Below are 21,456 nucleotides of genomic sequence, written 5' to 3'. Positions count from 1 at the left end.
GACCAGATTTGGCTGATGTCGAGCCCAGGCCCTCCAGGCCGGGTTCGATGAGCGACCCACCCTGGTGTCGCGGAACCGTTGGGTAGAACCACGGTTTTTAACCTTGGCGCCGCAGCGCAAACTGCTCGCCGCACATTGCTTAGGCACTGGATATATACATGTCGGATCGTTATGAACTCTTTCTCACCTGCCCCAAGGGCTTGGAAGGGCTGCTCGCTGAAGAAGCAACCGGTCTGGGGTTGGAGGAAACCCGCGAGCACACCTCGGCAATCCGCGGCTTCGCCGAGTTGGAAACGGCTTACCGCCTGTGCCTCTGGTCGCGCCTGGCCAACCGCGTGTTGCTGGTACTCAAGCGTTTCCCCATGAGTAACGCGGACGATCTCTACCAGGGCGTACTGGAGGTCGACTGGGCCGAGCACCTGGAGCCGACGGGCAGCCTGGCGGTGGAGTTCAGCGGTAATGGTTCCGGCATCGACAACACCCACTTCGGTGCGCTGAAGGTCAAGGACGCGATCGTCGACAAGCTGCGTACTGCTACGGGCGATCGGCCCTCAATCGACAAGATGAACCCGGACTTGCGCATCCATTTGCGCCTGGATCGCGGCGAAGCGATTCTCTCGCTCGACCTCTCCGGTCACAGCCTGCACCAGCGTGGCTATCGCCTGCAGCAGGGCGCGGCGCCGCTCAAGGAAAACCTCGCCGCAGCGATTCTGATCCGTGCTGGCTGGCCGCGAATTGCCGCGGCGGGCGGTGCGCTGGCGGACCCGATGTGCGGTGTCGGCACTTTCCTAGTGGAAGCGGCGATGATCGCGGCGGATATCGCCCCGAACCTCAAGCGCGAGCGCTGGGGCTTCTCGGCCTGGCTGGGGCATGTGCCGGCGTTGTGGAAAAAACTCCATGCCGAAGCCCTGGCCCGTGCCGAAGCCGGGTTGGCGAAGCCGCCGCTGTGGATTCGTGGTTATGAGGCCGACCCACGACTGATCCAGCCGGGGCGAAACAATATCGAGCGCGCCGGGCTGTCGAACTGGATCAAGGTTTACCAGGGTGAAGTGGCGACCTTCGAGCCACGCCCGGATCAGAATCAGACTGGGCTGGTGGTTTGTAACCCACCCTATGGCGAACGCTTGGGTGATGAAGCGAGCCTGCTGTACCTCTACCAAAACCTAGGCGAGCGTCTGCGCCAGGCCTGCATGAATTGGGAGGCGGCGGTGTTTACTGGCGCGCCTGATCTGGGCAAGCGCATGGGCATTCGTAGCCACAAGCAGTACGCCTTCTGGAACGGCGCGCTGCCCTGCAAGCTGCTTCTGATCAAAGTGCAGCCCGAGCAGTTCGTCACCGGCGAGCGTCGTACCCCTGAGCAACGCGAACGTGAGCGTGAACAGGCCGCGTTAGGCCAGTCGGAGCCAGAGGTTGACAACAAAAAGGTCGAAAGCAACCAGGCGCCAGCCCAAATCGAGCAGGCGCGCTTGAGCGAAGGCGGGCAGATGTTCGCCAATCGTCTGCAAAAAAACCTCAAGCTGCTGGGTAAATGGGCTCGTCGTGAAGGTGTCAACTGCTATCGCGTGTATGACGCCGATATGCCGGAGTATGCCCTGGCGATCGATCTCTATCACGACTGGGTGCACGTGCAGGAGTACGCACCGCCGCGCTCGATCGACCCGGAGAAGGCCCAGGCTCGTCTGTTCGATGCGTTGGCGGCGATTCCCCAGGCGCTCAATGTCGACAAGGCGAAAGTCATCATCAAGCGCCGTGAGCGCCAGAGCGGCACCAAGCAATACGAGCGTCAAGCGACTCAAGGGCGTTTTACCGAGGTCAGCGAAGGCGGGGTGAAGTTGTTGGTCAACCTCACGGATTACCTCGACACCGGTTTGTTCCTTGACCATCGCCCGCTGCGCCTGCGCATCCAGCGTGAAGCTGCTGGTAAGCGTTTCCTCAACCTGTATTGCTACACCGCCACGGCCACCGTGCATGCGGCCAAGGGCGGGGCGCGCAGCACCACCAGCGTCGACTTGTCGAAGACCTACCTCGACTGGGCGCGGCGAAACTTGTCGCTGAATGGTTTCTCCGACAAGAACCGTTTGGAGCAGGGGGATGTGATGACCTGGTTGGCGGCGGATCGGGAGGAGTACGACCTGATCTTTATCGACCCGCCGACTTTCTCCAACTCCAAGCGAATGGAGGGGGTGTTCGACGTCCAGCGAGACCATGTCGAGTTGCTTGACCTGGCCATGGCGCGCTTGGCGGCCGGCGGGGTGCTGTATTTCTCCAACAACTTCCGCAAATTCCAGCTCGATGAAGGCTTGGCGGCGCGCTATGTGGTGGAGGAGATCAGTGCGACGACCCTGGACCCGGACTTCGCGCGTAATTCGAAGATCCACCGGGCTTGGCGCTTGACTGCACGCTGACCTTTATTGGGTCCCCGCCTTCGGGGATGACGATGGAGGACGTAGGTTAGTGCTGAACGTAGGTGCTGAACGTAGGTTGGCGCTGAACGCAGTGATGCCCAACAACCGGCCTGCAAGGCCGGGCTATCACATTCAAATCCGAGTACGGGAGTCGCGAAGCGACTCCTTGTTGGGTATCGCCTTTGGCTCAGCGCCAACCTACGCGCCAACGGTTTTGGAATAGGTTCTCAGCGCTGTGCGGTGTTAGCGCTGGCTTTCGGTTGGCGGTACAGATCGACCAGTACCTGATCGAGGATCGCCGAGGCGCCCCACGGCCGTGGGTCGTTGAGAATGGCAACGACGGCCCAGCTATTGCCATTGATATCGCGACTGTAACCAGCAATGGCGCGCACAGTGTTCAAGGTGCCGGTTTTGATATGCGCCTCGCCCGCCATAGGCGTGCGTTTCAGGCGTTTACGCATGGTTCCGTCCATCGCCACCAAGGGTAGGGAGCTGATGTACTCGGCGGCGTAGGGGCCCTTCCAGGCGGCTTCCAGCAGGGTGGCCAGTTCCCGTGCGCTGACACGTTCCGCGCGCGACAGGCCAGAGCCGTTCTCCATGACCAGGTGTGGCGCAGTAATGCCCTTGCGGGCCAGCCACTGCCGGATCACTCGCTGCGCGGCCTTGGCGTCGTCGCCATCCTCTGCGTTACGGAATTGTGCGCCGAGGCTGAGGAACAGCTGTCGGGCCATGGTGTTGTTACTGTATTTGTTGATGTCGCGGATGATCTCAACCAGATCGGGAGAGAAGGCCCGCGCGAGGAGGGTGGCGTTCTTCGGTACGACGTCAACACGGTCTTTGCCGAGGATGCTGCCGCCCAGCTCTTGCCAGATGGCGCGCACGGCGCCTGCGGCGTAGCCCGCGTGATCGAGTAACGAGAGATAGGACTGTGCACTACAGCCTTCAGCCAGCTGCCCGGTTACGACCAGCGTAGTGCCGTCGAACTGGCTGACCGGGTTGAAGCGGACATTCCCCGTGCACTTGCCTTTGCCCAGGGCCTTCACGCGGTTGTCGATACGCACGTTGGTCAGTGGTGGCTCCATGGCTACGCTGACTTTGCCGCCTTCGGCGCGGCTGATCATGCGCACGGCCTTGAGGTTGATCAACAATGAGTCCGGGCCGACCAGGAACGGCTTGTTCTCGTCGCCGCCATCGTCATTGAAGGCCGGCAACTGCGGTTGCATGAAGTGGCTGCGGTCGAGCACCAGATCGCCGGTGACCTGCTGTACACCATTGGCGCGCAGGTCGCGCATCAACAGCCAGAGTTTCTCCATGTTCAGCTTGGGATCGCCGCCGCCCTTGAGGTACAGGTTGCCGTGCAGCACTCCCTGTTTCAGTGGGCCGTCGCTGTAGAACTCAGTCTTCCACTGGTGGGTCGGGCCGAGCAATTCGAGCGCGGCATAGGTGGTGATCAGCTTCATGGTCGACGCTGGGTTGACCGACACGTCGGCATTGATCAACGTCGGCGTGCCGGGGCCGTTGAGCGGCAGCAGTACCAGGGAAAGGGAATCGTTGCTAATTTTGCCGGCTTTAAGCGCCTTCTCGACCAAGGGCGGCAGGGTGCTGTTGATCGGAGCCGCAGTGACAGGCAAGGCGATTGGCAGAAGCAAGCTGGCGAATGCCAGGTGACGAAGTGTTTTGATCATTGGCAGAAACCCTTCAGGCAAGGGCCAAAAAAGAAAAATGACATAAGAAAAGATGACATGGTCGCGGGTTCCCACAGCAGTTTGGGAAAGTGCTGAGCATTATGCCCGAAGCTCAACATGCTTGCGCCGCTCTGCGACTAGCGTAAGAACCTATTTTTTGCGGGTAGATGATGTCGCCTGGGGCAGAGAGTCGGGCAAGTCGGTGGCTAAACTGCTAAAGTGCCGCGCGTTATCACTCTTGAGGATTGTTCCATGGCTACTAACCGTTCCCGCCGTCTGCGCAAAAAACTCTGCGTGGATGAATTCCAGGAGCTGGGTTTTGAGCTGAACCTGAACTTTAAAGAAGATCTGGCTGATGAAGCCGTTGACGCTTTCCTCGACCAGTTCCTGCGTGAAGCCATGACCGGCAATGGTCTGGGTTATGTCGGCGGCGATGATTATGGCCTGGTTTGCCTGGCCAAGCGTGGCTCGGTCAGCGAAGAGCAGCGTGTCGCGGTCGAAACTTGGCTGAAGGGTCGTAGCGAAGTGACTGACTTCACCGCTAGCCCGTTGATCGACGTCTGGTATCCGGACAACTCGATCAATCCGCAAGACGCGTAAAACCAAGGGGGCCATATGGCCCCCTTGGTTTATCCGCTAATCCCCGACCGTCAAACTCAGCGCTGCGTCTTCTTTTGCCGGCCCTGCGCCAGTTTGTAGGCGACGTAGTACTTGTAGATATTGCCGACGTAATCCACTGTCTCGCGGCCCACTACGCGGGCGGCGGCGTGCTCGACGTTCTGGAACCAGATGTTCGGGTCGAGCCCGGACTTCTCCGCCAGCCGGCGGAACTTACGCAGATTGCCCGGGCCGGCGTTATAGGCGGCGAAGGTCATCAGGGTCTTGTTCACCGGGGTCAGTTCGGGGTCGTTCAGGTACTTGTCGGCGAGCAGGCGCATGTACTTGCTGCCGGCCTCGATATTCTTGTCCGCACTCTTGTCGATGCCTTGAATGGCCACGGTCGAGTCCGCCGCGGTGCTCGGCAGCAGTTGCATCACACCCACCGCGCCACGTTGGCTGCGCGCGCCCTGATCGAGCTGGGACTCCTGAAAGCCCTGGGCCATCAGCATCAGGTAGTCGAAGTCGTAGCTGCCGGCGTGCTTGCGAAACAGCCCGACCAGCTCGTTGAATTTCTGCAGTTCGGCCTCGTTGGTGGCGTTGAGCACTCGATTGGGATTGTTGACGTAGTGATTGATCAGGGTGTTGCCGAAAGCGGTGCCGACTTTGTGCTGCTTGACGAAGCCGGCGAGCATTGCTTTCAGCTGCGGACTGTTCTTGCGGATGGCCCAGGCTAATTCGCTGTCCTGGCGCAGGTAGAACTCGTCGTGGACGACCATGTCCTTGTACAGCGGCTGCCAGATAGTGGCGAGGTAGCGATCGACCACGGTGGCGTTGATCAGGCCGGCGTTGACCATCTCCAGCAGGTCTTCGGACTCCAGGTTTTCGTCCGCGGGGATGACCTTGATCGCCTCGAGGCCCTGTTCCTTGAACTGCTGGTTGAGGTCGCTCAGGTGCTCGAAGTAGCTGCTGGAGGCGCGCACCATCACCTCCTCGCCGGCCAGCTCTTCCAGCTTACCGATCGGCTTGCTGTGGGGGCCGCTGACCAGGGTTTCGCGGATGCCGCTGGCGAAGGGGGCGGCGAAGTCCACCGTCTGCAGCCGGCCCGTGGTGATGGTCAGGCCGCCGACGGCGATATCGCCGGCCCCCTCCAGCAGGCTGGGCATCAGCTTGTCGCGGGCGACCGGGATAAACATCACCCGCCAACGCAGGGATTTGTCCTGGAGCGGCTGCTTCTTGTTCAGCCAGTCCTCCAGCGCCTTGCCCGACTCGTAGGCGGTCCCGCCCTGGCGGCCGCGGTCGACGTGATAGAAGGTCTTGCTGTAAGGCACCAGCACGCGCACCAGGCGGCGTTCGCGCATGCCATCGAAGTCGCCGGTCCAGGCGTCCGGCACCGGCAGCACCATGGCGTCGACTTCCGCTTCTTCGGCGGGGGTCAATTCCGCGCTGGGCAGGTCGGACAGCGCGGCCTGGGCGCTGAGGCCGAGGGACAGTAAGAGCAGGGCGGCCAGCGAGCGCCACAGGGAGTCATGCCGGTTACGAAACCCACGCATGGAGATGTTCCTGCGCTGGTGATTCAGGCCGAATGGCCGAGGCAGAGTGAATACCTTTTAGCTTAGCCCGGCCTTGGCGAGGATGTTGGCCGGATCCACCGCATCTATCTGCTCTGGCTTGAGGAAACGCTGGGCATATTGTCGATAGACGCCACTGCGGACGAACAGGCCGAACAGGTCCGGGTCGACGTGGGCGCCCTGGCACATGCCGGCCATGATGCCCAGCGCCTCGGAGAGCAGCTTGCCCTTCTTGTAGGGTCGGTCCACCGCAGTCAGGGCCTCGAAGATATCGGCGATCGCCATCATCCGCGCCGGCAGGCTCATCTGTTCGCGCTTCAGGCGTTTCGGGTAGCCGCTGCCGTCCATCTTCTCGTGGTGGCCGCCGGCGAGCTCCGCCACATTCTTCAGGTGCGCCGGGAAGGGCAGGTGGCTGAGCATCAGGATGGTCTGCACGATGTGGTGGTTGATGATATAGCGCTCCTCCGTCGTCAGCGTGCCGCGGCCGATGCCGAGGTTGTACAGCTCGCCGCGGTTGAACTTGTGCTGCGGCACGTCCAGTTTGAAGCCCCAGGGGTTATCGGCCGGCATCTGTTCGTTGGCCGGGCGCTCGATCAGGTGCTCCGGCTTGTCCGCCAGCAGTGCCTCCTGCACTGGCAGCGTCGGCGCCGGGTTGCGTTGCTGGCGCTTGGCCTCTTCCCAGGACACGCCGAGGCGGTCGTCTAGGGTGCGCGTCCAGGGCCGTGCGGCGATTTGTTGCAAGCGTTCGAGATCGGCCTCGGCCATCGCCTCGCCGCCGAGGTTGCAGCGGGCGACGAAGGCGAATTCCTCATCCAGCGCACTCAGCGCCGCGTCGCGCAGCGCCGCCAGGCGGGGCTCCGCGCCGCCCTGGGCGATGCCCTGCCAGTAAGCGATCCAGGCATCGCGCTTGAGCACCTCGAAGCGTGTGCGCACCTCGTGGATGCGGTCATACAGGGTTTCCAGCTTGGTCGCCTTGTCCACCACGTATTCCGGGGTGGTGACCTTGCCGCAGTCGTGCAGCCAGGCGGCGATATGCAGCGCCTCCCATTCCTCCGCACTCGGCCGGTAGTCGCGGAACAGCGGTTCGTCGCTGGCGGCGGCGGCACGGGCGAGCATCAGGGTAAGCTCCGGCACGCGCTGGCAGTGGCCGCCGGTGTAGGGACTCTTGGCGTCGATGGCGCCGGCGATCAGCTGGATAAAGGCCGCCAGCAGTTGCTTCTGTTTCTCCAGCAGGCGCTGGCTCTCGATGCACAATGCGGCGACCCCGGCAACCGCCTCGACAAAGGCGATGCGTTCCGGGCGCAACAGGGCGAGTTCGGACTCCTGGCCGGTGTCACGCTGCAGCAGCACCAGCACGCCGACCGTCTCGCCTTGGCGGTTGTGCAGGCCGCAGCTGACCAAATGGATGCGCGGGCTGTCGAGGGTGCGCAGCAGGCTCTGGAAGGCGTCGGCCTGGTCGAAACCGAGCGACAGCACCGCGGTTTCTCCGCCGTCAGCGGGCTGTTGCAGCCAGAACGGCATGGCGCCGTCGCCCTTGGCATAGCCGGGGATGCCGTGCTGCTCGAGGCTGTGCTGACTGCCGGAGAGAAACAGGGCGTGCGGCTCCAGGCGACCGCTGTCGGTGTCGAGCAGATAGATCAGTCCACCCTGGGCCTCGCTGATGTCCACCGTCTCCTGCAATACCCGTTCGAGCAGCGCCTCGAAGCGCGTTTCGGCGGACAGGCTGGCGGTGATCTCGAGGAAGCTGGAGATGGTTTCTTTCATGTGTGCCATGGAGACGGCCAACTGGTCGATTTCCAGCACCGACGAGCGTCCGCTGGCCGGGTAGACGAAGTCGAAACTGCGGATCGCCTCGGCCTCGCCGACCAGGGCGCGTAGTGGTTTGACGATGATCCGCGAGCTCAGCCAGCCCAGCGGCAAGCACAGCAACAGAATGCCCAGCGTGACTATGGCGCCTTGCCAGCGGATGCGGTAGGCCTCGGCCAACAGCTCGTCCTCCGGCGCCAGCAGCGCCAGGTGTAGCCCTTGTGGGCCGCCTGCCTGCAGATGACGTTGCGCCATCACCCAGCGCCGCTTGGCCAGCGTCAGGGTGCCTTGCTGGTGATCGTCCAGGCCTGCGTCGATCAGCGCCGCCAAGGCCGGGCTGAAATCGCGCGCCATGGCCAGCTGGGCCTGGGTGCCGTTCTGCACGGTCAACTTGCGGGTGTCCGGGTAGGCCACCGCCTGGCCATTCGGCTGGAACAGCACCAACTCGGTGGAGGGCGTGACCTTATGCTGGGCCAGGGTGGCTGAGAGGTCGGCCAGGGTCAGGTCGGCGGCCAGCACCGCCGTCGCTCCGCTGCTCCGCGCCAGGGTGGTGCCGACCGCGCCAGTGGAGAAGAATACGTAGGGTGCGGTGGTGATCTGCTCGGCATTCTCGCGGACAGCCTTGAACCAGGGGCGGCTACGCGGATCGTAGCGTTCGTTGAGTTCCTGGCGGCGACTGATCAGGTTGAGCGTGTCATCCAGGTAGAGCGTCTCGGACTGGGGGCGGCCATATCCGCTGCGGTCGATCATCCAGACCTGATAAGCGGCGTTGTCGGGGGCAAAGAACTGCTGCTTCAGTTCGGCGCTGCGCAAGGGCCGCACCATAAAGAAGTCGCCGTCGTCATAGCCCAGGTAGAGCGAGGCCAGCTTGGGGTTGTCGTTCAGGGCCTGGACGAAGGGGCGCACCAGCGCCTCGCGCTGATAGCTGTCGGTGGCCTGATTGTCCTCGTTCAGCGCCAGCAGGCTGAGCAGATGATCGATCGGTTGGTAGGTGTGGCGCAGATCGGTTTCCACATCCTGGCTGATCCGAGCAAACAGCTGCTCACTGCTGGAGAGGATGATCCGGCTGGTCTGCCGATAGTTGAACAGCCCAAGCACTACGCCAGTGAACAGCAGGAGAAAGGTAAAGAGTGCGCTGATATGCACGTGCAAGGGAAAGCGGCGTTCAACTGCTCGGGCGGTTCTGGGCATCACGCTTCACTCCATGGATGGCGCAGCAGTGCCCCGCAAGCATAGTGAAGGTCGGCTTAAGTTGCCGGCGCACAGAGTGATCCACCGAGCGCGTTACTGGGAGGGCGCGTCTGGCGCCGGCGTGGGGTGCTTTGCCAGATACTGCCGCAGGCCGTACATCAACAGGGCAACCGACAAGGCTATCGTGACGCCGATCAACGAGTTAAACAGCCGCACCTGCGCCAGGTGCCAATCCTGCGACAAGCTTTCGGCCAGGAGTACGAAACACAGCGTGCTCTGGAGTACGAACAGGCCGTAGTGATGGGATTGGAAGGCGCGGCTCAGTGTAATCAGCGGCAACATGGTGGCCACCATCAGCGCCGGGCTTTGCAGGCTGTGGCCGAGGTAAATCAGCAGGGCTGCCGCGCACAGGCTGGCGAGACTGGATTGTAGGGCGCGCACCAGGCTGCCCTGGAATTCCAGCTGCAGGGTGGTGATCACCGCCAGGGTCAACCAATAACCGCGTGACAGCTCAGCCAGCTCGACTGTCAGGCCGGCCAGGGCGAAGGCCAAGGTGCAGCCCAGTGCGTGCAACCGCCACTGTTGTTGCGGTAAGCGCCGGGCATGCCGGCGCAGCACTTTCAACAGACCTAACAGCCGCGGCATGCGCGGCCACATGCGTAACCCGTGCAGACCGCGTAGGCCAAAGGCGAGCAGAGTGACCCAGAGCCCGCCGAGGATGAACAGCATGCCCACCGCATAAGGATTATTCAGGCTGCCAATGCCATGTTGACCTTGCCCCAGGCAGAGGCACACCGCGAGGCCGATGCCGAACTTGCCGGCTTCCGCACCGAAGCGTTGCAGCCAGGCCAGCAGGAAGCCGAAGCTGGCAAACAGCGCCAAGCTGATCAAGGGTTGCTCCGCCCCCCAGAACCCCAGCCCGGCACTCCAGGCGCCGAGCCCGGTCAACAGCAACATGCGCAACATGCCGAAGCGGTGCAGGGGATTAGCCTGAGCCGCTTGAAAGGCCCCCGCCGAGGCCCAGAGAAAGCCCGGGTGGGCGCTGAACAGGCCCAGTAACAAGGGCAGGGCGCAGCCAAGACCGGCGACCATGGCCGGGCCCCAGGTCGGCGGCCCGGAATGCCAGTTGAAGGCTTGCTGCAAGACCTTGCGCATCATCAGCAGTCTCTAAAAGTTGCAAAAAGCCACTCGGGTGATTCCCCTGTCGGCTTGCCCCACTACCTAGCATAGGTGTTGCTCGACGCTGTCACCCTCCAACACCGCGGCACGCCGCATCACACCGGGCTGGAGCGCCCAGTCATCTCTCGCGCCATTTCCGTGGCGTAGCTGTCAGTCATCCCGGCGATAAAGTCGATCATCCGCAGGAAGGACTTATGCAGCGGCCATGCTGGGTCCGGGGCGTTATTGCCGAGCAGATCGAGAATGCGCCGATGCTTGAACGACGGCGTGCGCCCGCCATGTTGCTCCAGCGCCGCGCCGCAGAAGGCATTCAGCAGAATCTCCAGGGTGGTGTAGGCGCCGATCTCATGCAAGGTCTTGCGTTTGTCCTGGAAGATTTTCTCCCGCGCCATATTTTTTGCACCGAGTACGCAGCGCTTGGCCGGACCGTGCATATGCTCGACCAGATCGCCTGGCAAGGTGCCGGCGAGCAATGCATCCTGCTGCTCGACAAAGGCTCGGGCGGCGGCGTTGGTCAGGTGTTCGATAGCCTTGCCGCGGAGGATCGCCAGTTTGCGACGGCGCGAGTCCTGCGGGCCCAGTTGGCGGTAAGTTTCCGGCAGATCGTCGCCGACCAGGCCGAGCAATATGGACTCCACCTCGGCGTAGTCGAGCAGCTCCATCTCCAGGCCGTCTTCCAGGTCGATCAGGCCGTAGCAAATGTCATCCGCCGCCTCCATCAGGTACACCAGCGGATGGCGCGCCCAACGCTCGTCCTCGAGCTGCGGCAGTCCGAGTTTGTGGGCGATCTGTTCGAGCAGCGGCAGTTCGCTCTGGTAACAGCCGAATTTGTGCTTCTTATAGCCGAGCGCCTCGGCGTGGCGAGCGGTCCAGGGGTATTTCAAATAAGTGCCGAGGGTCGCGTAGGTCAGCCGCGTGCCACCATCGAACTGGTGGTACTCCAGTTGGGTGAGTACGCGAAAACCTTGGGCATTACCCTCGAAGTTGAGGAAGTCGCGCTGCTCGGCCTCGCTCATCGCCTCCAGCCAGCCGCGCCCGGCGGCCTGTTGAAACCAGTGGCGGATGGCATCTTCGCCGGAGTGGCCAAAGGGCGGATTGCCGATGTCGTGGGCCAGGCAGGCGGACTGCACGACCATGCCCAGATCACTCGGCTCGCACCACTCGGGCAGGGCATCACGGATCATTTCGCCGACACGCATCCCCAGCGAGCGGCCGACGCAACTGACCTCCAGCGAGTGGGTCAGGCGGGTGTGGATATGGTCGTTACTGGAGACCGGATGCACCTGGGTCTTACGGCCCAGGCGGCGAAACGCACCGGAGAAAATGATCCGATCGTGATCTTTGTGAAAAGGGCTGCGGCCCAGTTCATTAGCGCTATGCGCTGGTTTGCCGAGACGTTCACGGTTAAGCAGTGTTTGCCAATCCAAAGCCAGTCCTCGCCGTTCAGTGGCTGATGGCTCTAGCTTCGGGGTTCCGGCGTTTGGCTGCAAGTCTCCAGGCTTCGCCGTGCTAGTCGGTCTGGTTTGCAGGCACTGTCTGGTCGACGCTCAATCTAGCCGCGGGTGGCGAGCGGCGTTTAGCGTTGCTAAGGTCAATCAAAGGTGCGAATGGAGGCATCCCGCCAGCACTAGGGCTTGTATCACTAAGTTGTGTTGCTCCCCCATATGCACCCCCCTACATGAGCGGAGCCACTAAAGCAGGCCGGTGAGCTCGATGGTAGGCGCTAGATGAAGCGGTTTTCTCTCAAAAGGAGGGTGTATGAATAATGCAATCGTCTTGATCGCACGGCTGTTCCTCGCCCATATTTTCCTGCTCGCTGGCTTGGGCAAGCTCGGTGCCGGTTACGCAGGCACGCAGGGGTACATGGAGAGCATGGGCGTACCCGGTGCGCTGTTGCCGTTGGTGATCATGCTGGAAATCGGCGGTAGCCTTGCTGTGATCCTCGGCTTTTTTACCCGCTGGGCCGCTCTAGCGCTGGCGGGATTCTGTCTCGCGGCGGCGTTGATCTTCCATCGCAACTGGAGCGATCAAATCCAGATGATCATATTTATGAAAAACTTCGCCATGGCTGGCGGTTTTCTTCTGCTCTACGTGCAGGGGGGCGGCGCCTTCAGCGTCGATGCTTGGCGCGGCAAGTAAGGGTTTCGAGCCGACGCTGAGCGCCTGGGGCGTTTGGCGTCGATTGGGTTTGGACGTTAACAAAGCGCGGCATCTGTAGGCTGGGTAGAGCCGTTCTTGGCGAAACCCAGCGGGCCAATGCGGGGTTTCGCTACGCTTTACCCAGCCTACGCTCTAAGTCAGGAGCCGCTCTTCCACGCGCTCGTTTGCGGCGCCATCGCTACAATCCCGCCGCATCAATATCCAGCAGCAACAACCGTCGCCCATTGTCGATAAATTGCCCGGCCGTCAGGCAGTACTGGTTGCTGGTCGCGTCGCGGTAGGTCGTGGAGAGGATCAGTCGGCGTGCGTCCCAGCCTTCGGCGAGTAGTTGATAGAAGTAGGGACGCCAGGACCAGTTGTGGCCGAGGTAGCGGTGGTCTTCGCGCCAGGCGTTGCCGCTCCACTCCAGGTTTGGGGTGAGCTGAGTGCCGTTGCGATCACATTGGTACATACGCAGCAGCCACGGGTAGGCGGTCGGTGCCGGCAGGCTGCAGAGTGGTGCCCCGGCTTCGGCCCAGGTTTTCAGGCTGTTCATCAGCTCAGCCACTTGCTGGCGCAGGGTCATCAGGCGCGCGTGTTCGGCCAGCTTGTGCTGCACGTAGCGGTCGCGTAGTCGGGCGAAGCGCTCGACGAAGGCGTCGGCGGGAAAGAACTCCAGTTCGGCTTTGGCGAACAGGTAACCCTGGACATAGCGCGAGCCGCATTCGAGGGCAAAGTCCAGTTGGGCTTCGGTTTCCACTCCTTCGGCGATGATCCAGCAACCGGTTTTTTCGGCCATCTGCGCCAGGGCTTTCACCACTTCGCCGCTCAGGCCGCCGCGGGCGGCTGCCTGGAACAGGCGCATATCCAGCTTGAGAATGTCCGGCTGCAGTGCCAGCACACGGTCGAGCTGTGAGTAGCCGGCACCGAAGTCGTCGATGGCGATGCGGGCGCCGGCGTCACGGTAGCGCGCCACCACCTCCGGCAGGCGCAGGCTGCCGCCGCCAAGCTCGGTGATTTCGAACACTACACGTTCGGGCGGCACGCCCTGCTGCTCAAGTTGTTTGAGACTGGGCAGGGGCTGGTTGGGGCGTAGGCGGCCGATCCAACGTGGGGAGATGTTCAGGCTGAGGAACCAGTCAGCGGGCGCTTCGTGCAGACGCCGCAGGGCATCCGTGCGGATCAGTCGATCAAGACGGCGCAAGGCACTCATCGGCGCTTTGGGGGCGGCGAACAGGGGGCCAACCGAGAGCAACCGACCGTCAGGCTGGCGTAGACGGCCAAGGGCCTCGACCCCGGCGATACGGCCGGTGGCGGTATCAATGAACGGTTGAAAGCAGGCAAGCGGTTGCCCGTCGATCACGGTGACATCCTTGGTTGCAGTCCGAAGGCAGCCTGCGCTGTTGCAGCAGGCGTGAGCAGCGATGAAAAAACACCGGCTGCTCAGTAGGTTAGCAAGAAGGTGGCCAGTTGTCGGCGAGTCAGCTGGGCGTGTCGTTGGGCGGGTTGGGCGGGCGGCGTAAGGCTACCGCTAGCAACGGGTAGAGGGTAATGCCCAGGCGCAACCAGCGGCTCAGGTGGCCACGCTTGGCACCAAAGAAGCCCAACAGCGCGATGCCGGCCATGCCCCAGAGCGGGGCGTGCTTGAAACCTAGGGTTTGCCGCAGGTTTTGCGTCATACCGTGCACGTGTTGCAGTGGCTGCATGATCAGCAGTGACTCATGCCTCAGCTCCTGGCGGTGCATTTCCAGCCGCATACGGATCAAGGCTTTACGCAGTTCGCGCCGCGAGGCGTTGGGCGGTACTAGAGGCAGGCTCATGGCAGCAGACGCTCACGGTCGCGCGCCAACTCTTCAAGGGTGGCGCTGAAGGGGGAAGACTCATCGGTAATTGCGGCCTTCAGACGCTGGGCGCAAAACAGGGTGGCGGCGCTGTAGAAGAGGCACAGACCGATGATTCCCTGGAGCCGGTAGCTGTCCCACAACAGGACCAACAGCAGGGCGGAAAGCCCAAGCAGCAGCAGTAAGCCAAACACCAGGGCGAAGCCAGCAAACAGCAGCATGCGCAGGCTGCGGCCTTTCTGTTCCTGCAGCTCTATGCCGAATAGCTCGACATGGCTGTGCAGCAGGCCGAGAAACGCGGCACCCAGGCGTTTGGGTGAGGGGCTATGGCCCGCCGGTGGCGGGCCGGATTCCATTCCGGCTGCCATGCTTAGCGGCGCGCGGCAAGCAGGCCGAGGAGAAAGCCAATTCCTGCGCAGAGGCCAACGGATTGCCAGGGGTGGTCTTGCACGTAGGTCTCGGTGGCTGCCACGGCGGCTTTGCCTCGCTCGCGCACGGATTCTTCAGTGAGATTCAGGGTCTCCCGAGCGCGTTTGAGGCTGTCTTGGATGTGTAGGCGCAGCTGATCGGCTTCGTCGCCAGCCAGGCTGGCTGTGTGCTGCAGCAGTTTTTCGGTATCACTGACCAGTGCTTGGAAATCAGCCAGTAGATCGTCCTGTACCGGCGTGGTGCTATTGCGGGCCATGTCGATGTCTCCGTTAGTGGCTTCGTTAGGGTTCGAGTCCTCTGCAAAGAGGATGGTTCCTGTGGACTGTGTTGGTGCTGCTTGGTATAGCGCTTGCATTGCGTTGGTGCGTAACGGAAGCGAGGCGCCCTTTATTTGGGCATTTCGGTTGATTGGATCAGTCCGGTAACCTTGCTTCAATTCTATGAAAAATAAAGAAAAGAACTGAAAGTTCAAGTTTCCTGCCAGTAATGCTTGTACCAAATCGGTTCGCTTTTATGGGCGGCTCTGGTGCAAGTGAGCATCAGGATGGTGCGTGATTGGCTGGGCCTGAGCTGCTTTGGTGCTTTTCCCTAACCGCCGGAGTCATCTTCGCCGATGGAAAACCTCAATAGTGCCGTGGAAACCCTGATTCACGGCTCCAATACTCTGTTCATCTTGCTCGGCGCCGTGATGGTATTGGCCATGCACGCCGGCTTCGCCTTTCTTGAGGTCGGTACGGTACGCCAGAAAAACCAAGTCAACGCGCTGTCGAAGATCATCTCCGACTTTGCCGTGTCGACCTTGGCCTACTTCTTTATAGGCTATTGGGTGGCTTACGGGGTGACTTTCCTGGTACCGGCGACGGCGCTGACTGCGGACCACGGCTATGCGTTGGTGAAGTTCTTCTTCCTGCTGACCTTTGCTGCGGCGATTCCGGCGATCATCTCCGGGGGCATTGCCGAGCGCGCCAAGTTCGGCCCGCAATTGTGCGCGACGGTGCTGATCGTGGCTTTCATCTATCCCTTCTTCGAGGGCCTGGTGTGGAACGGTAATTTTGGCCTGCAAGCCTGGCTGGCCGCGCGCTTTGGCGCGAGCTTCCATGACTTCGCAGGTTCCGTGGTGGTGCATGCGATGGGTGGTTGGCTGGCCTTCGGCGCGGTGACGCTGCTCGGCCGCCGGGATGGTCGTTACCGTGATGGCCGCCTGGTGGCTTTCGCGCCGTCGAGCATTCCATTCCTGGCGCTGGGTTCGTGGATTCTGATTGTCGGCTGGTTCGGCTTCAACGTGATGAGTGCGCAAACCCTGACGGGTGTCAGTGGTCTGGTGGCGGTCAACTCGCTGATGGCGATGGTCGGTGGCACCGTGGCGGCGCTGTTTGTGGGGCGCAATGACCCGGGCTTTCTGCATAACGGTCCTTTGGCTGGTCTGGTGGCGATCTGTGCCGGTTCCGATCTTATGCACCCGGTTGGTGCGCTGATGACCGGGTTGATCGCCGGCGGCTTGTTCGTCTGGGCGTTTACGGCGACTCAGGTGAAGTGGCGAATCGACGATGTGCTCGGGGTCTGGCCGCTGCATGGTCTGTGCGGCGTCTGGGGTGGCATTGCCTGCGGTGTGTTTGGCCAGGAAGTACTGGGCGGTCTGGGTGGCGTTAGTTTGCTCAGCCAACTGATCGGTACCGGGCTCGGGGTCTTGGTGGCACTGGCCGGCGGTTTTCTGGTGTACGGCGTGCTCAAGGCGCTGACCGGCATCCGTTTAAGCCAGGAGGAGGAGTACTACGGCGCCGACTTGTCGATCCACAAGATCGGTGCGGTCAGCCAGGACTGATTGAGTCGTGCAAGAAAAAGCCCGCTCAAAAGAGCGGGCTTTTTTACGTTCGTAGGCTGGGTAGAGTGCAGCGAAACCCAGCATTTTCCTCGCGCTGGGTTTCGGCGCCTAGCGCCTCTACCCAGCCTACCTCTTGGTGCCTACCAGAGCGGCAGGCTGTAGCTGACGATCAAGCGGTTCTCATCCAGGTCGTTGCCGAAGTTGGCACGGGTGGTCGCGTTACGCCATTTCACCCCGAGGTTCTTCAGCGGGCCATCCTGGAAGACGTAAGCGATGTCCATGTTGCGTTCCCACTCCTTACCGTCGGAGAGGGCGGCGCCGCGGTCGACGTCGTCGCCGGACAGATAGCGGGTCATAAAGGTCAGGCCTGGAATACCGATGGCGGCGAAGTTGTAGTCGTAGCGAAGCTGCCAGGACTTCTCGTCCTTGTTGGCGAAGTCGCCGATCTGCACATAGTTGACCAGGAAGGGATCGGTCGCGTTGACATAGGCGTAGCCGGTGTCGCCGCTCATCGACTGATAGCCCAAGCCGAAGGCATGGCCACCGAGGCCGTAGGTGAACATGGCGCCGAAGGCCTTGTTGTCGACGTTGCTGCTGCCGTCATCGGTGGAGCGGGCGTAACGCAGGTCGCTCTTCAGCGATTGCTTGTCGGCAATCGGCAGCACATGCACCAGGTTGACGATGTGCTGTTTGTAGAACTGATCCAGGTTGCCATAGCTGTAAGCGGTGGTCAGCTTGTCAGTCCACTTGTAGCTGGCGCTGGCGAAGTTGAACTCGTCGCTGGTCAGGCCTTTTTGGAAGACGATGTTGCGGCGGCCACCACCGTTGATGGTCATGTCCTCGTAGTCCGAGGAGTCACGATAGTTGACCTGTTGCAGCTGGCCGGCATCGAGGGTCAGGCCGTCGATTTCCAGCGAGTTCAGCTGGCCGCCCTGGAAGGTTTGCGGCAGCAGGCGTGAGTCGTTGGCTTGCAGTACCGGCAACTTGGGCATCAAGGTGCCGACTTTCAGGGTGCTTTTCGAGGCGCGTAGTTTGGCGGTCAGGCCAAGTTCTGAATAGTTGTCTTGCGAGCCGCCGGAACGGTCGGGTTCCAGCAGGCCAGTACCGGCGGTACCGCCCCCCGAGTCGAGTTTAAAACCGGCCAGCCCTTGGGCATCGACGCCCACGCCGATGGTGCCCTCGGTGTAGCCGGACTCCATGCGCAGCAGGAAACCCTGGGCCCATTCTTCTGCTTTGGCTTGGCCCTTGTTGCCGCCTTCCTGGCGGAAATCGCGGTTCATGTAGAAGTTGCGCAGCTCCAGGCTGGCTTTGCTGTCTTTGATAAATTCAGCGTGTGCCAGGTTCGGCAGGGTGAGGCTGGCGCCCAGGGTGGCAAGCGCCACGGCATGGGCGAGGGGGGGCTTATTATTGAGGGGGCTCATTATTGTTGTCTTCTCGTGGGGTGCGGACAGAGGGTTTGTGACCGAACTGTTACGGCACGCGGAATAAACCACGAGAGAGACGCAGCGGCCTTTAGACCTTAGTCGGCAGGCCTTGGATTCAGGGCGTTAGCGCGATTAATCATTCGATCCAGTGCGGATAGAAACCCAGCTTTTGCTGCACCTTGGCGTCATGGGCCGGCACTACCGTGAGGTTTGGTTCCTTCGCCATCAGTTGATGCACCTGCTCCAACACTTTGCGCGTGGCTTTGCGGTCGTTATCGACCATATTGCGGCTGATCCAGAACTTTTCATGGGGGCCGGTAAAACCTTCCAGGCGCCAACTGGTATCGCCCGTAAAGAAGAAGCGGCGGCCGTCTTCCAGGGTCAGAAATAGCCCCACCGATCCCGGCGTATGGCCGGTTAGCGGCACCAACACCACGCTGCCATCACCGAACATATCCAGGCTAGCGGGGAAGCCCATAAAAGCTGCCGACTGGAAGGTGAAGGGCAGCCATTTCACTGGGTGCTTGAACTGGCTGGGGAGGACCGCCGGCGGTGTCGAGATCTGGCTGAACTCGATTTCCTCGTAGGGCGCCCACACCGGCACTTCCGGAAAATCGGCGAGGCCCGAGGCGTGATCCCAGTGGGCGTGGGACAGCAGGATGCGGTCAATCCGAATGCCGTCCTTGTCCAACTGATCACGCGCCGGCACGACGGGGCCGTACTGAAGCAGCGGCTTGTCCCACAGTGGCATCTCGGCGAACTGACTGTCGATCTGACGCCCAAGACCGGTGTCGAACAGCAGGGTGGCGGCGTGGTGCTCGATCAGCACCGCGACATGGTTGAGGGTGACTTTCTCGGTCCACTTGCCACCTTCAACCGTGAAGGCGTCGAGGGTTTCGGTTTCGGCGGTTTTCACCAGGCTGAAACGCAGGCCAGCGGCGGCACCGGGCAAGCTAGTCAGGCTCAGCAGGGTGACTAGTGCAAGGCTCAATAGACGCATGGTTCAGACTCCTTGAGCGGGAAGAAACGGCGAGGCGCTGGGAGCGCCGAAGGCCAGTGGCAAACGCGTTCGGCGCAAGCGCCAACGACCAGGGGTAAGCGCCAACAGGCGTTCGGCACCGGCGGGCAGCGTCTGCCCCAGTGCCGCCAACTGCTGTGGCCAATACAGCTCGGCGCGGGCTTCCAGTTGCAGCAGGTCGCCGCTGTGGAAGTCGATGAACAGCAGGCCGCAGCGAGGCTCCAGCAGCAGATTGCCGAGGGTGTTGAAAAGGAAGTTACCGCTGTAGTCCGGCAGCCATAAACGACCATCCGCGCCCAGGCTGACGAAGCCCGGTGCGCCGCCACGGTGCGATACATCGACCCCGCCGGCCTGTGGATCGCTGTTCTGGCTGGCGATAAACAAGGTGTCGGCCTGGGTCACCAGGGCGAGCCAGCGTTGATCCAGGCCTTCGCCCTGTTCCAGCGGGCCGGGTTCGCGGGGTGCCGCTTGCCAGCCACGGGCCTGGATGTACTTCGGACAGTTGCCGAAGGACTGGGCGACCTCGACGCTAAAGCCCTCGGCATCAGCCGCGATGACAGTCCCATTCATCCGGTTACGCCGTCGGGTTGGCAGCTCCAGACCGAGCAGACCCAGGCGCGCGCCCGGGGCCAGATTAGTGGCCAGTGGGTCATCGCTTTGCGCTAGGGCTTTGATCTGCAAGCGGGTCGGCTCGGGCGAATGGATAAAGCCGGGGGCGCCCCACAGTAGTGAGGCCTGCGGCTGGCCATCGCTCGCCAGGCTGCCGACTAGCAGCCAGGGCTGCTGGGCGAAGAACTCGCGGTGTTGTTCCGGCATAAAGCTGCGGATGACTCGCCTGCCGATTTCCTCGACCTTTTCGCGCACGCCGGCCCGGGCCTGGATTGCCTGCTCGCCGGGATGGAAGGGACTGTTCATCGTGCAACTGCTCCTGGAGTGGGCGTGTTACAGGCCCGGCATGCCGATATAACCCGGTAGCTCGCGCAGGCGGGCGAACCAGCTATGCAGATGAGCGTAGGGCGTCAGATCAAGACCGCCATCACCCGCCAGCGCTACGTAGGGGTAGACCGCCACATCGGCGATGCTCGGCTCTGCGGCCTGCGCCAGCCACTGGTGTTCAGCCAGGTGGGTGTTGAGCAGTTCCAGCGTTTTCGTGGCTTTGGCGGTTACCGCCAGTTCATCGATCGGTGCGCCGAACAGTTTGCCCAGGCGTGCCAGTCCCGGGCCGTGTTGCACTTCGTTGGCGGCAAAACTTAGCCAGCCAGCGACGCGGCCTTGGCTCGCGGGATCGAGCGGGTACCAGTGTTCATCGGCATAGCGCCGCGCCAGGTAAACCAGAATGGCCTGGGAGTCGCCAAGGCTCAGCGAGCCATCTTCCAGCGTGGGCACCTGGCCGCGTGGGTTGATGGCGAGGAATGCCGGGCGTTTGTGTTCGCCGCCGCGTAGATCGACGCTCACCCGCTCGGCGTGTTGGCCGATCAGGCTCAGAAAGAGCTGCACTTTGTAGCAGTTGCCGGACAGGTCAAAGTCGTGAAGGCGCATCGCAATTCTCCATGTGTGGGCGGTGAACTGGATATTAGACAGACAGGTCTGTATATTTCAATGACAATTTTGCTCGACTGCACAGCAAGCGGCTTTAAGCTGATTGCGCAGCTTGCGCCAACAGAGCCTTAGGAGGCCTTACATGGCATCAAATAAACGCGATCAGTTGGTCAGTACCGCGCTAGAGTTGTTCTATCGCGAGGGTTATCACGCCACTGGCATCGACCGCATCCTGGCCGAGTCGGGGGTGGCGAAAATGACCCTGTACAAGCACTTCAAGTCGAAAGATGAACTGATCCTCGCGGTCTTGGACTCACAGCATCAGCAGCTCAGCCAACGCATGCAGCTCGCGCAGGAGAGTCTGCCGCCACGCGAGGCGATCCTGCGTACGTATGACGGTTTGCACCTGTGGTTGAGCGAGAAGGGTTTTTGCGGTTGTCTGTTTGCCCATGCCGCCGCCGAGTTTTCCAACCGGGAGCACCCGATTCACCAGCAGGCGGCGCTGCACAAGCGTTTTGTCTGCGGTTACTTCCTCGCGGCGTTGCAACGTCTGGGCGCTACTGAGCCGGAGCGCTTGGCGCGGCAGTTGCAGTTTCTCTTTGAGGGCGCCTTAAGCATGGCCCATCTGCATGGCCCGGCCGATCAGGCGCTGGAGGCCAAGGCGGCGGCGGAGCAACTGCTCAAGGCCGCTGGCGTTTAACTGTTCAACTCAAGGTCGCCGAGCAGGCGCGCTTTACAGTCTTCCAGCGCTTCCAGCGGGCCGGACAGCACCACGGCATCGTCAGGTCGGCGATCAGCTGGATATCGATC

At 61.9% G+C, this 21,456-nt stretch carries 18 protein-coding genes; 5 read left to right on the top strand and 13 right to left on the bottom strand.

Features of this window, described 5'->3' with window-relative positions:
• Nucleotides 1-158: 158 nt before the first annotated feature.
• Nucleotides 159-2,405, top strand: a complete 2,247-nt coding sequence (gene rlmKL, locus D3879_RS11075) for a bifunctional 23S rRNA (guanine(2069)-N(7))-methyltransferase RlmK/23S rRNA (guanine(2445)-N(2))-methyltransferase RlmL (RefSeq protein ID WP_119954294.1) — start codon at nt 159-161, stop codon at nt 2,403-2,405.
• A gap of 227 nt (nt 2,406-2,632) precedes the next feature.
• On the opposite strand, the gene dacB is transcribed toward rlmKL, so the two are convergent.
• On the bottom strand, nt 2,633-4,090 hold the full coding sequence (gene dacB / locus D3879_RS11070) for a D-alanyl-D-alanine carboxypeptidase/D-alanyl-D-alanine endopeptidase (protein ID WP_119954293.1): 1,458 nt from the start codon (nt 4,088-4,090) through the stop codon (nt 2,633-2,635).
• Nucleotides 4,091-4,342: 252 nt separating this feature from the next.
• On the opposite strand from dacB, the gene D3879_RS11065 reads away from it, so the two are divergent.
• Entirely contained in the window at nt 4,343-4,690 is a 348-nt protein-coding gene (locus D3879_RS11065; RefSeq protein WP_119954292.1) for a YggL family protein, read from the top strand.
• Nucleotides 4,691-4,746: 56 nt separating this feature from the next.
• Here the strand turns inward: D3879_RS11065 and D3879_RS11060 are convergent, their stop codons facing one another.
• The 4 genes from D3879_RS11060 to D3879_RS11045 all read right to left on the bottom strand — a co-directional run bounded on the left by D3879_RS11060 (nt 4,747) and on the right by D3879_RS11045 (nt 11,861).
• Nucleotides 4,747-6,240, bottom strand: coding sequence for an MltF family protein (locus D3879_RS11060; protein ID WP_119954291.1), 1,494 nt, complete (start codon nt 6,238-6,240; stop codon nt 4,747-4,749).
• Between the two features lie 57 nt (nt 6,241-6,297).
• The gene (locus tag D3879_RS11055) at nt 6,298-9,255 is read right to left on the bottom strand and encodes an HD domain-containing phosphohydrolase (protein ID WP_119954290.1); all 2,958 of its coding nucleotides are present in this window, start codon (nt 9,253-9,255) and stop codon (nt 6,298-6,300) included.
• A 93-nt stretch (nt 9,256-9,348) separates the two neighbouring features.
• On the bottom strand, nt 9,349-10,410 hold the full coding sequence (locus D3879_RS11050; RefSeq protein ID WP_119954947.1) for an FUSC family protein: 1,062 nt from the start codon (nt 10,408-10,410) through the stop codon (nt 9,349-9,351).
• Between the two features lie 119 nt (nt 10,411-10,529).
• Nucleotides 10,530-11,861 (bottom strand): deoxyguanosinetriphosphate triphosphohydrolase, encoded by a 1,332-nt coding sequence (locus D3879_RS11045; protein ID WP_119954289.1) that lies wholly within the window; start codon nt 11,859-11,861, stop codon nt 10,530-10,532.
• A gap of 331 nt (nt 11,862-12,192) precedes the next feature.
• Here D3879_RS11045 and D3879_RS11040 point away from each other — a divergent pair, with 331 nt between their 5' ends.
• A complete protein-coding gene (locus D3879_RS11040; RefSeq protein ID WP_119954288.1) occupies nt 12,193-12,573 on the top strand; it encodes a DoxX family protein in 381 nt (126 codons plus the stop codon).
• A gap of 199 nt (nt 12,574-12,772) precedes the next feature.
• Here the strand turns inward: D3879_RS11040 and D3879_RS11035 are convergent, their stop codons facing one another.
• The 4 genes from D3879_RS11035 to D3879_RS11020 all read right to left on the bottom strand — a co-directional run bounded on the left by D3879_RS11035 (nt 12,773) and on the right by D3879_RS11020 (nt 15,099).
• Nucleotides 12,773-13,936, bottom strand: coding sequence for an EAL domain-containing protein (locus D3879_RS11035; protein WP_119954287.1), 1,164 nt, complete (start codon nt 13,934-13,936; stop codon nt 12,773-12,775).
• Between the two features lie 118 nt (nt 13,937-14,054).
• Nucleotides 14,055-14,393: a hypothetical protein gene (locus tag D3879_RS11030; protein ID WP_119954286.1), complete on the bottom strand. Its 339-nt coding sequence runs from the start codon at nt 14,391-14,393 to the stop codon at nt 14,055-14,057.
• Nucleotides 14,390-14,782: a phage holin family protein gene (locus D3879_RS11025; protein ID WP_119954285.1), complete on the bottom strand. Its 393-nt coding sequence runs from the start codon at nt 14,780-14,782 to the stop codon at nt 14,390-14,392. Before D3879_RS11025 ends, D3879_RS11030 begins: the two co-directional genes overlap by 4 nt.
• Nucleotides 14,783-14,784: 2 nt before the next feature.
• A complete protein-coding gene (locus D3879_RS11020; RefSeq protein ID WP_119954284.1) occupies nt 14,785-15,099 on the bottom strand; it encodes an ElaB/YgaM/YqjD family protein in 315 nt (104 codons plus the stop codon).
• A 357-nt stretch (nt 15,100-15,456) separates the two neighbouring features.
• On the opposite strand from D3879_RS11020, the gene D3879_RS11015 reads away from it, so the two are divergent.
• The gene (locus D3879_RS11015) at nt 15,457-16,665 is read left to right on the top strand and encodes an ammonium transporter (protein WP_119954283.1); all 1,209 of its coding nucleotides are present in this window, start codon (nt 15,457-15,459) and stop codon (nt 16,663-16,665) included.
• Between the two features lie 140 nt (nt 16,666-16,805).
• Here D3879_RS11015 and D3879_RS11010 read toward each other — a convergent pair whose 3' ends face one another.
• The 4 genes from D3879_RS11010 to D3879_RS10995 all read right to left on the bottom strand — a co-directional run bounded on the left by D3879_RS11010 (nt 16,806) and on the right by D3879_RS10995 (nt 20,646).
• Complete coding sequence (locus D3879_RS11010) at nt 16,806-18,086, bottom strand: OprD family porin (RefSeq protein WP_119954282.1); 1,281 nt, start codon at nt 18,084-18,086, stop codon at nt 16,806-16,808.
• Between the two features lie 139 nt (nt 18,087-18,225).
• On the bottom strand, nt 18,226-19,089 hold the full coding sequence (locus D3879_RS11005; RefSeq protein ID WP_119954281.1) for an MBL fold metallo-hydrolase: 864 nt from the start codon (nt 19,087-19,089) through the stop codon (nt 18,226-18,228).
• Nucleotides 19,090-19,092: 3 nt separating this feature from the next.
• Nucleotides 19,093-20,022 (bottom strand): pyridoxamine 5'-phosphate oxidase family protein, encoded by a 930-nt coding sequence (locus D3879_RS11000; protein ID WP_119954280.1) that lies wholly within the window; start codon nt 20,020-20,022, stop codon nt 19,093-19,095.
• 27 nt (nt 20,023-20,049) lie between these two features.
• Complete coding sequence (locus tag D3879_RS10995; RefSeq protein ID WP_119954279.1) at nt 20,050-20,646, bottom strand: glutathione S-transferase family protein; 597 nt, start codon at nt 20,644-20,646, stop codon at nt 20,050-20,052.
• Nucleotides 20,647-20,788: 142 nt separating this feature from the next.
• Between D3879_RS10995 and D3879_RS10990 the strand changes: the two genes are divergently transcribed.
• Nucleotides 20,789-21,346: a TetR/AcrR family transcriptional regulator gene (locus D3879_RS10990; RefSeq protein ID WP_119954278.1), complete on the top strand. Its 558-nt coding sequence runs from the start codon at nt 20,789-20,791 to the stop codon at nt 21,344-21,346.
• The last annotated feature ends 110 nt before the right edge of the window (nt 21,347-21,456 follow it).

The sequence above is a fragment of the Pseudomonas cavernicola genome (genome assembly GCF_003596405.1).
Lineage (GTDB): Bacteria > Pseudomonadota > Gammaproteobacteria > Pseudomonadales > Pseudomonadaceae > Aquipseudomonas > Aquipseudomonas cavernicola.
Note: the sequence above shows the minus strand (reverse complement) of the source record. Positions and strands in the feature narration are given on the sequence as shown.

Bases quoted from the DNA above. Each gene is read 5' to 3' on its own strand.
- D3879_RS11060 (WP_119954291.1), bottom strand. From the start codon at position 6,240: ATGCGTGGGTTTCGTAACCGGCATGACTCCCTGTGGCGCTCGCTGGCC.
- D3879_RS11030 (WP_119954286.1), bottom strand. From the start codon at position 14,393: ATGAGCCTGCCTCTAGTACCGCCCAACGCCTCGCGGCGCGAACTGCGT.
- D3879_RS11040 (WP_119954288.1), top strand. From the start codon at position 12,193: ATGAATAATGCAATCGTCTTGATCGCACGGCTGTTCCTCGCCCATATT.
- D3879_RS11050 (WP_119954947.1), bottom strand. From the start codon at position 10,410: ATGCGCAAGGTCTTGCAGCAAGCCTTCAACTGGCATTCCGGGCCGCCG.
- rlmKL (WP_119954294.1), top strand. From the start codon at position 159: ATGTCGGATCGTTATGAACTCTTTCTCACCTGCCCCAAGGGCTTGGAA.
- D3879_RS11000 (WP_119954280.1), bottom strand. From the start codon at position 20,022: ATGAACAGTCCCTTCCATCCCGGCGAGCAGGCAATCCAGGCCCGGGCC.
- D3879_RS11055 (WP_119954290.1), bottom strand. From the start codon at position 9,255: ATGCCCAGAACCGCCCGAGCAGTTGAACGCCGCTTTCCCTTGCACGTG.
- dacB (WP_119954293.1), bottom strand. From the start codon at position 4,090: ATGATCAAAACACTTCGTCACCTGGCATTCGCCAGCTTGCTTCTGCCA.
- D3879_RS10990 (WP_119954278.1), top strand. From the start codon at position 20,789: ATGGCATCAAATAAACGCGATCAGTTGGTCAGTACCGCGCTAGAGTTG.
- D3879_RS11010 (WP_119954282.1), bottom strand. From the start codon at position 18,086: ATGAGCCCCCTCAATAATAAGCCCCCCCTCGCCCATGCCGTGGCGCTT.
- D3879_RS11020 (WP_119954284.1), bottom strand. From the start codon at position 15,099: ATGGCCCGCAATAGCACCACGCCGGTACAGGACGATCTACTGGCTGAT.
- D3879_RS11005 (WP_119954281.1), bottom strand. From the start codon at position 19,089: ATGCGTCTATTGAGCCTTGCACTAGTCACCCTGCTGAGCCTGACTAGC.
- D3879_RS11065 (WP_119954292.1), top strand. From the start codon at position 4,343: ATGGCTACTAACCGTTCCCGCCGTCTGCGCAAAAAACTCTGCGTGGAT.
- D3879_RS10995 (WP_119954279.1), bottom strand. From the start codon at position 20,646: ATGCGCCTTCACGACTTTGACCTGTCCGGCAACTGCTACAAAGTGCAG.
- D3879_RS11015 (WP_119954283.1), top strand. From the start codon at position 15,457: ATGGAAAACCTCAATAGTGCCGTGGAAACCCTGATTCACGGCTCCAAT.
- D3879_RS11025 (WP_119954285.1), bottom strand. From the start codon at position 14,782: ATGGCAGCCGGAATGGAATCCGGCCCGCCACCGGCGGGCCATAGCCCC.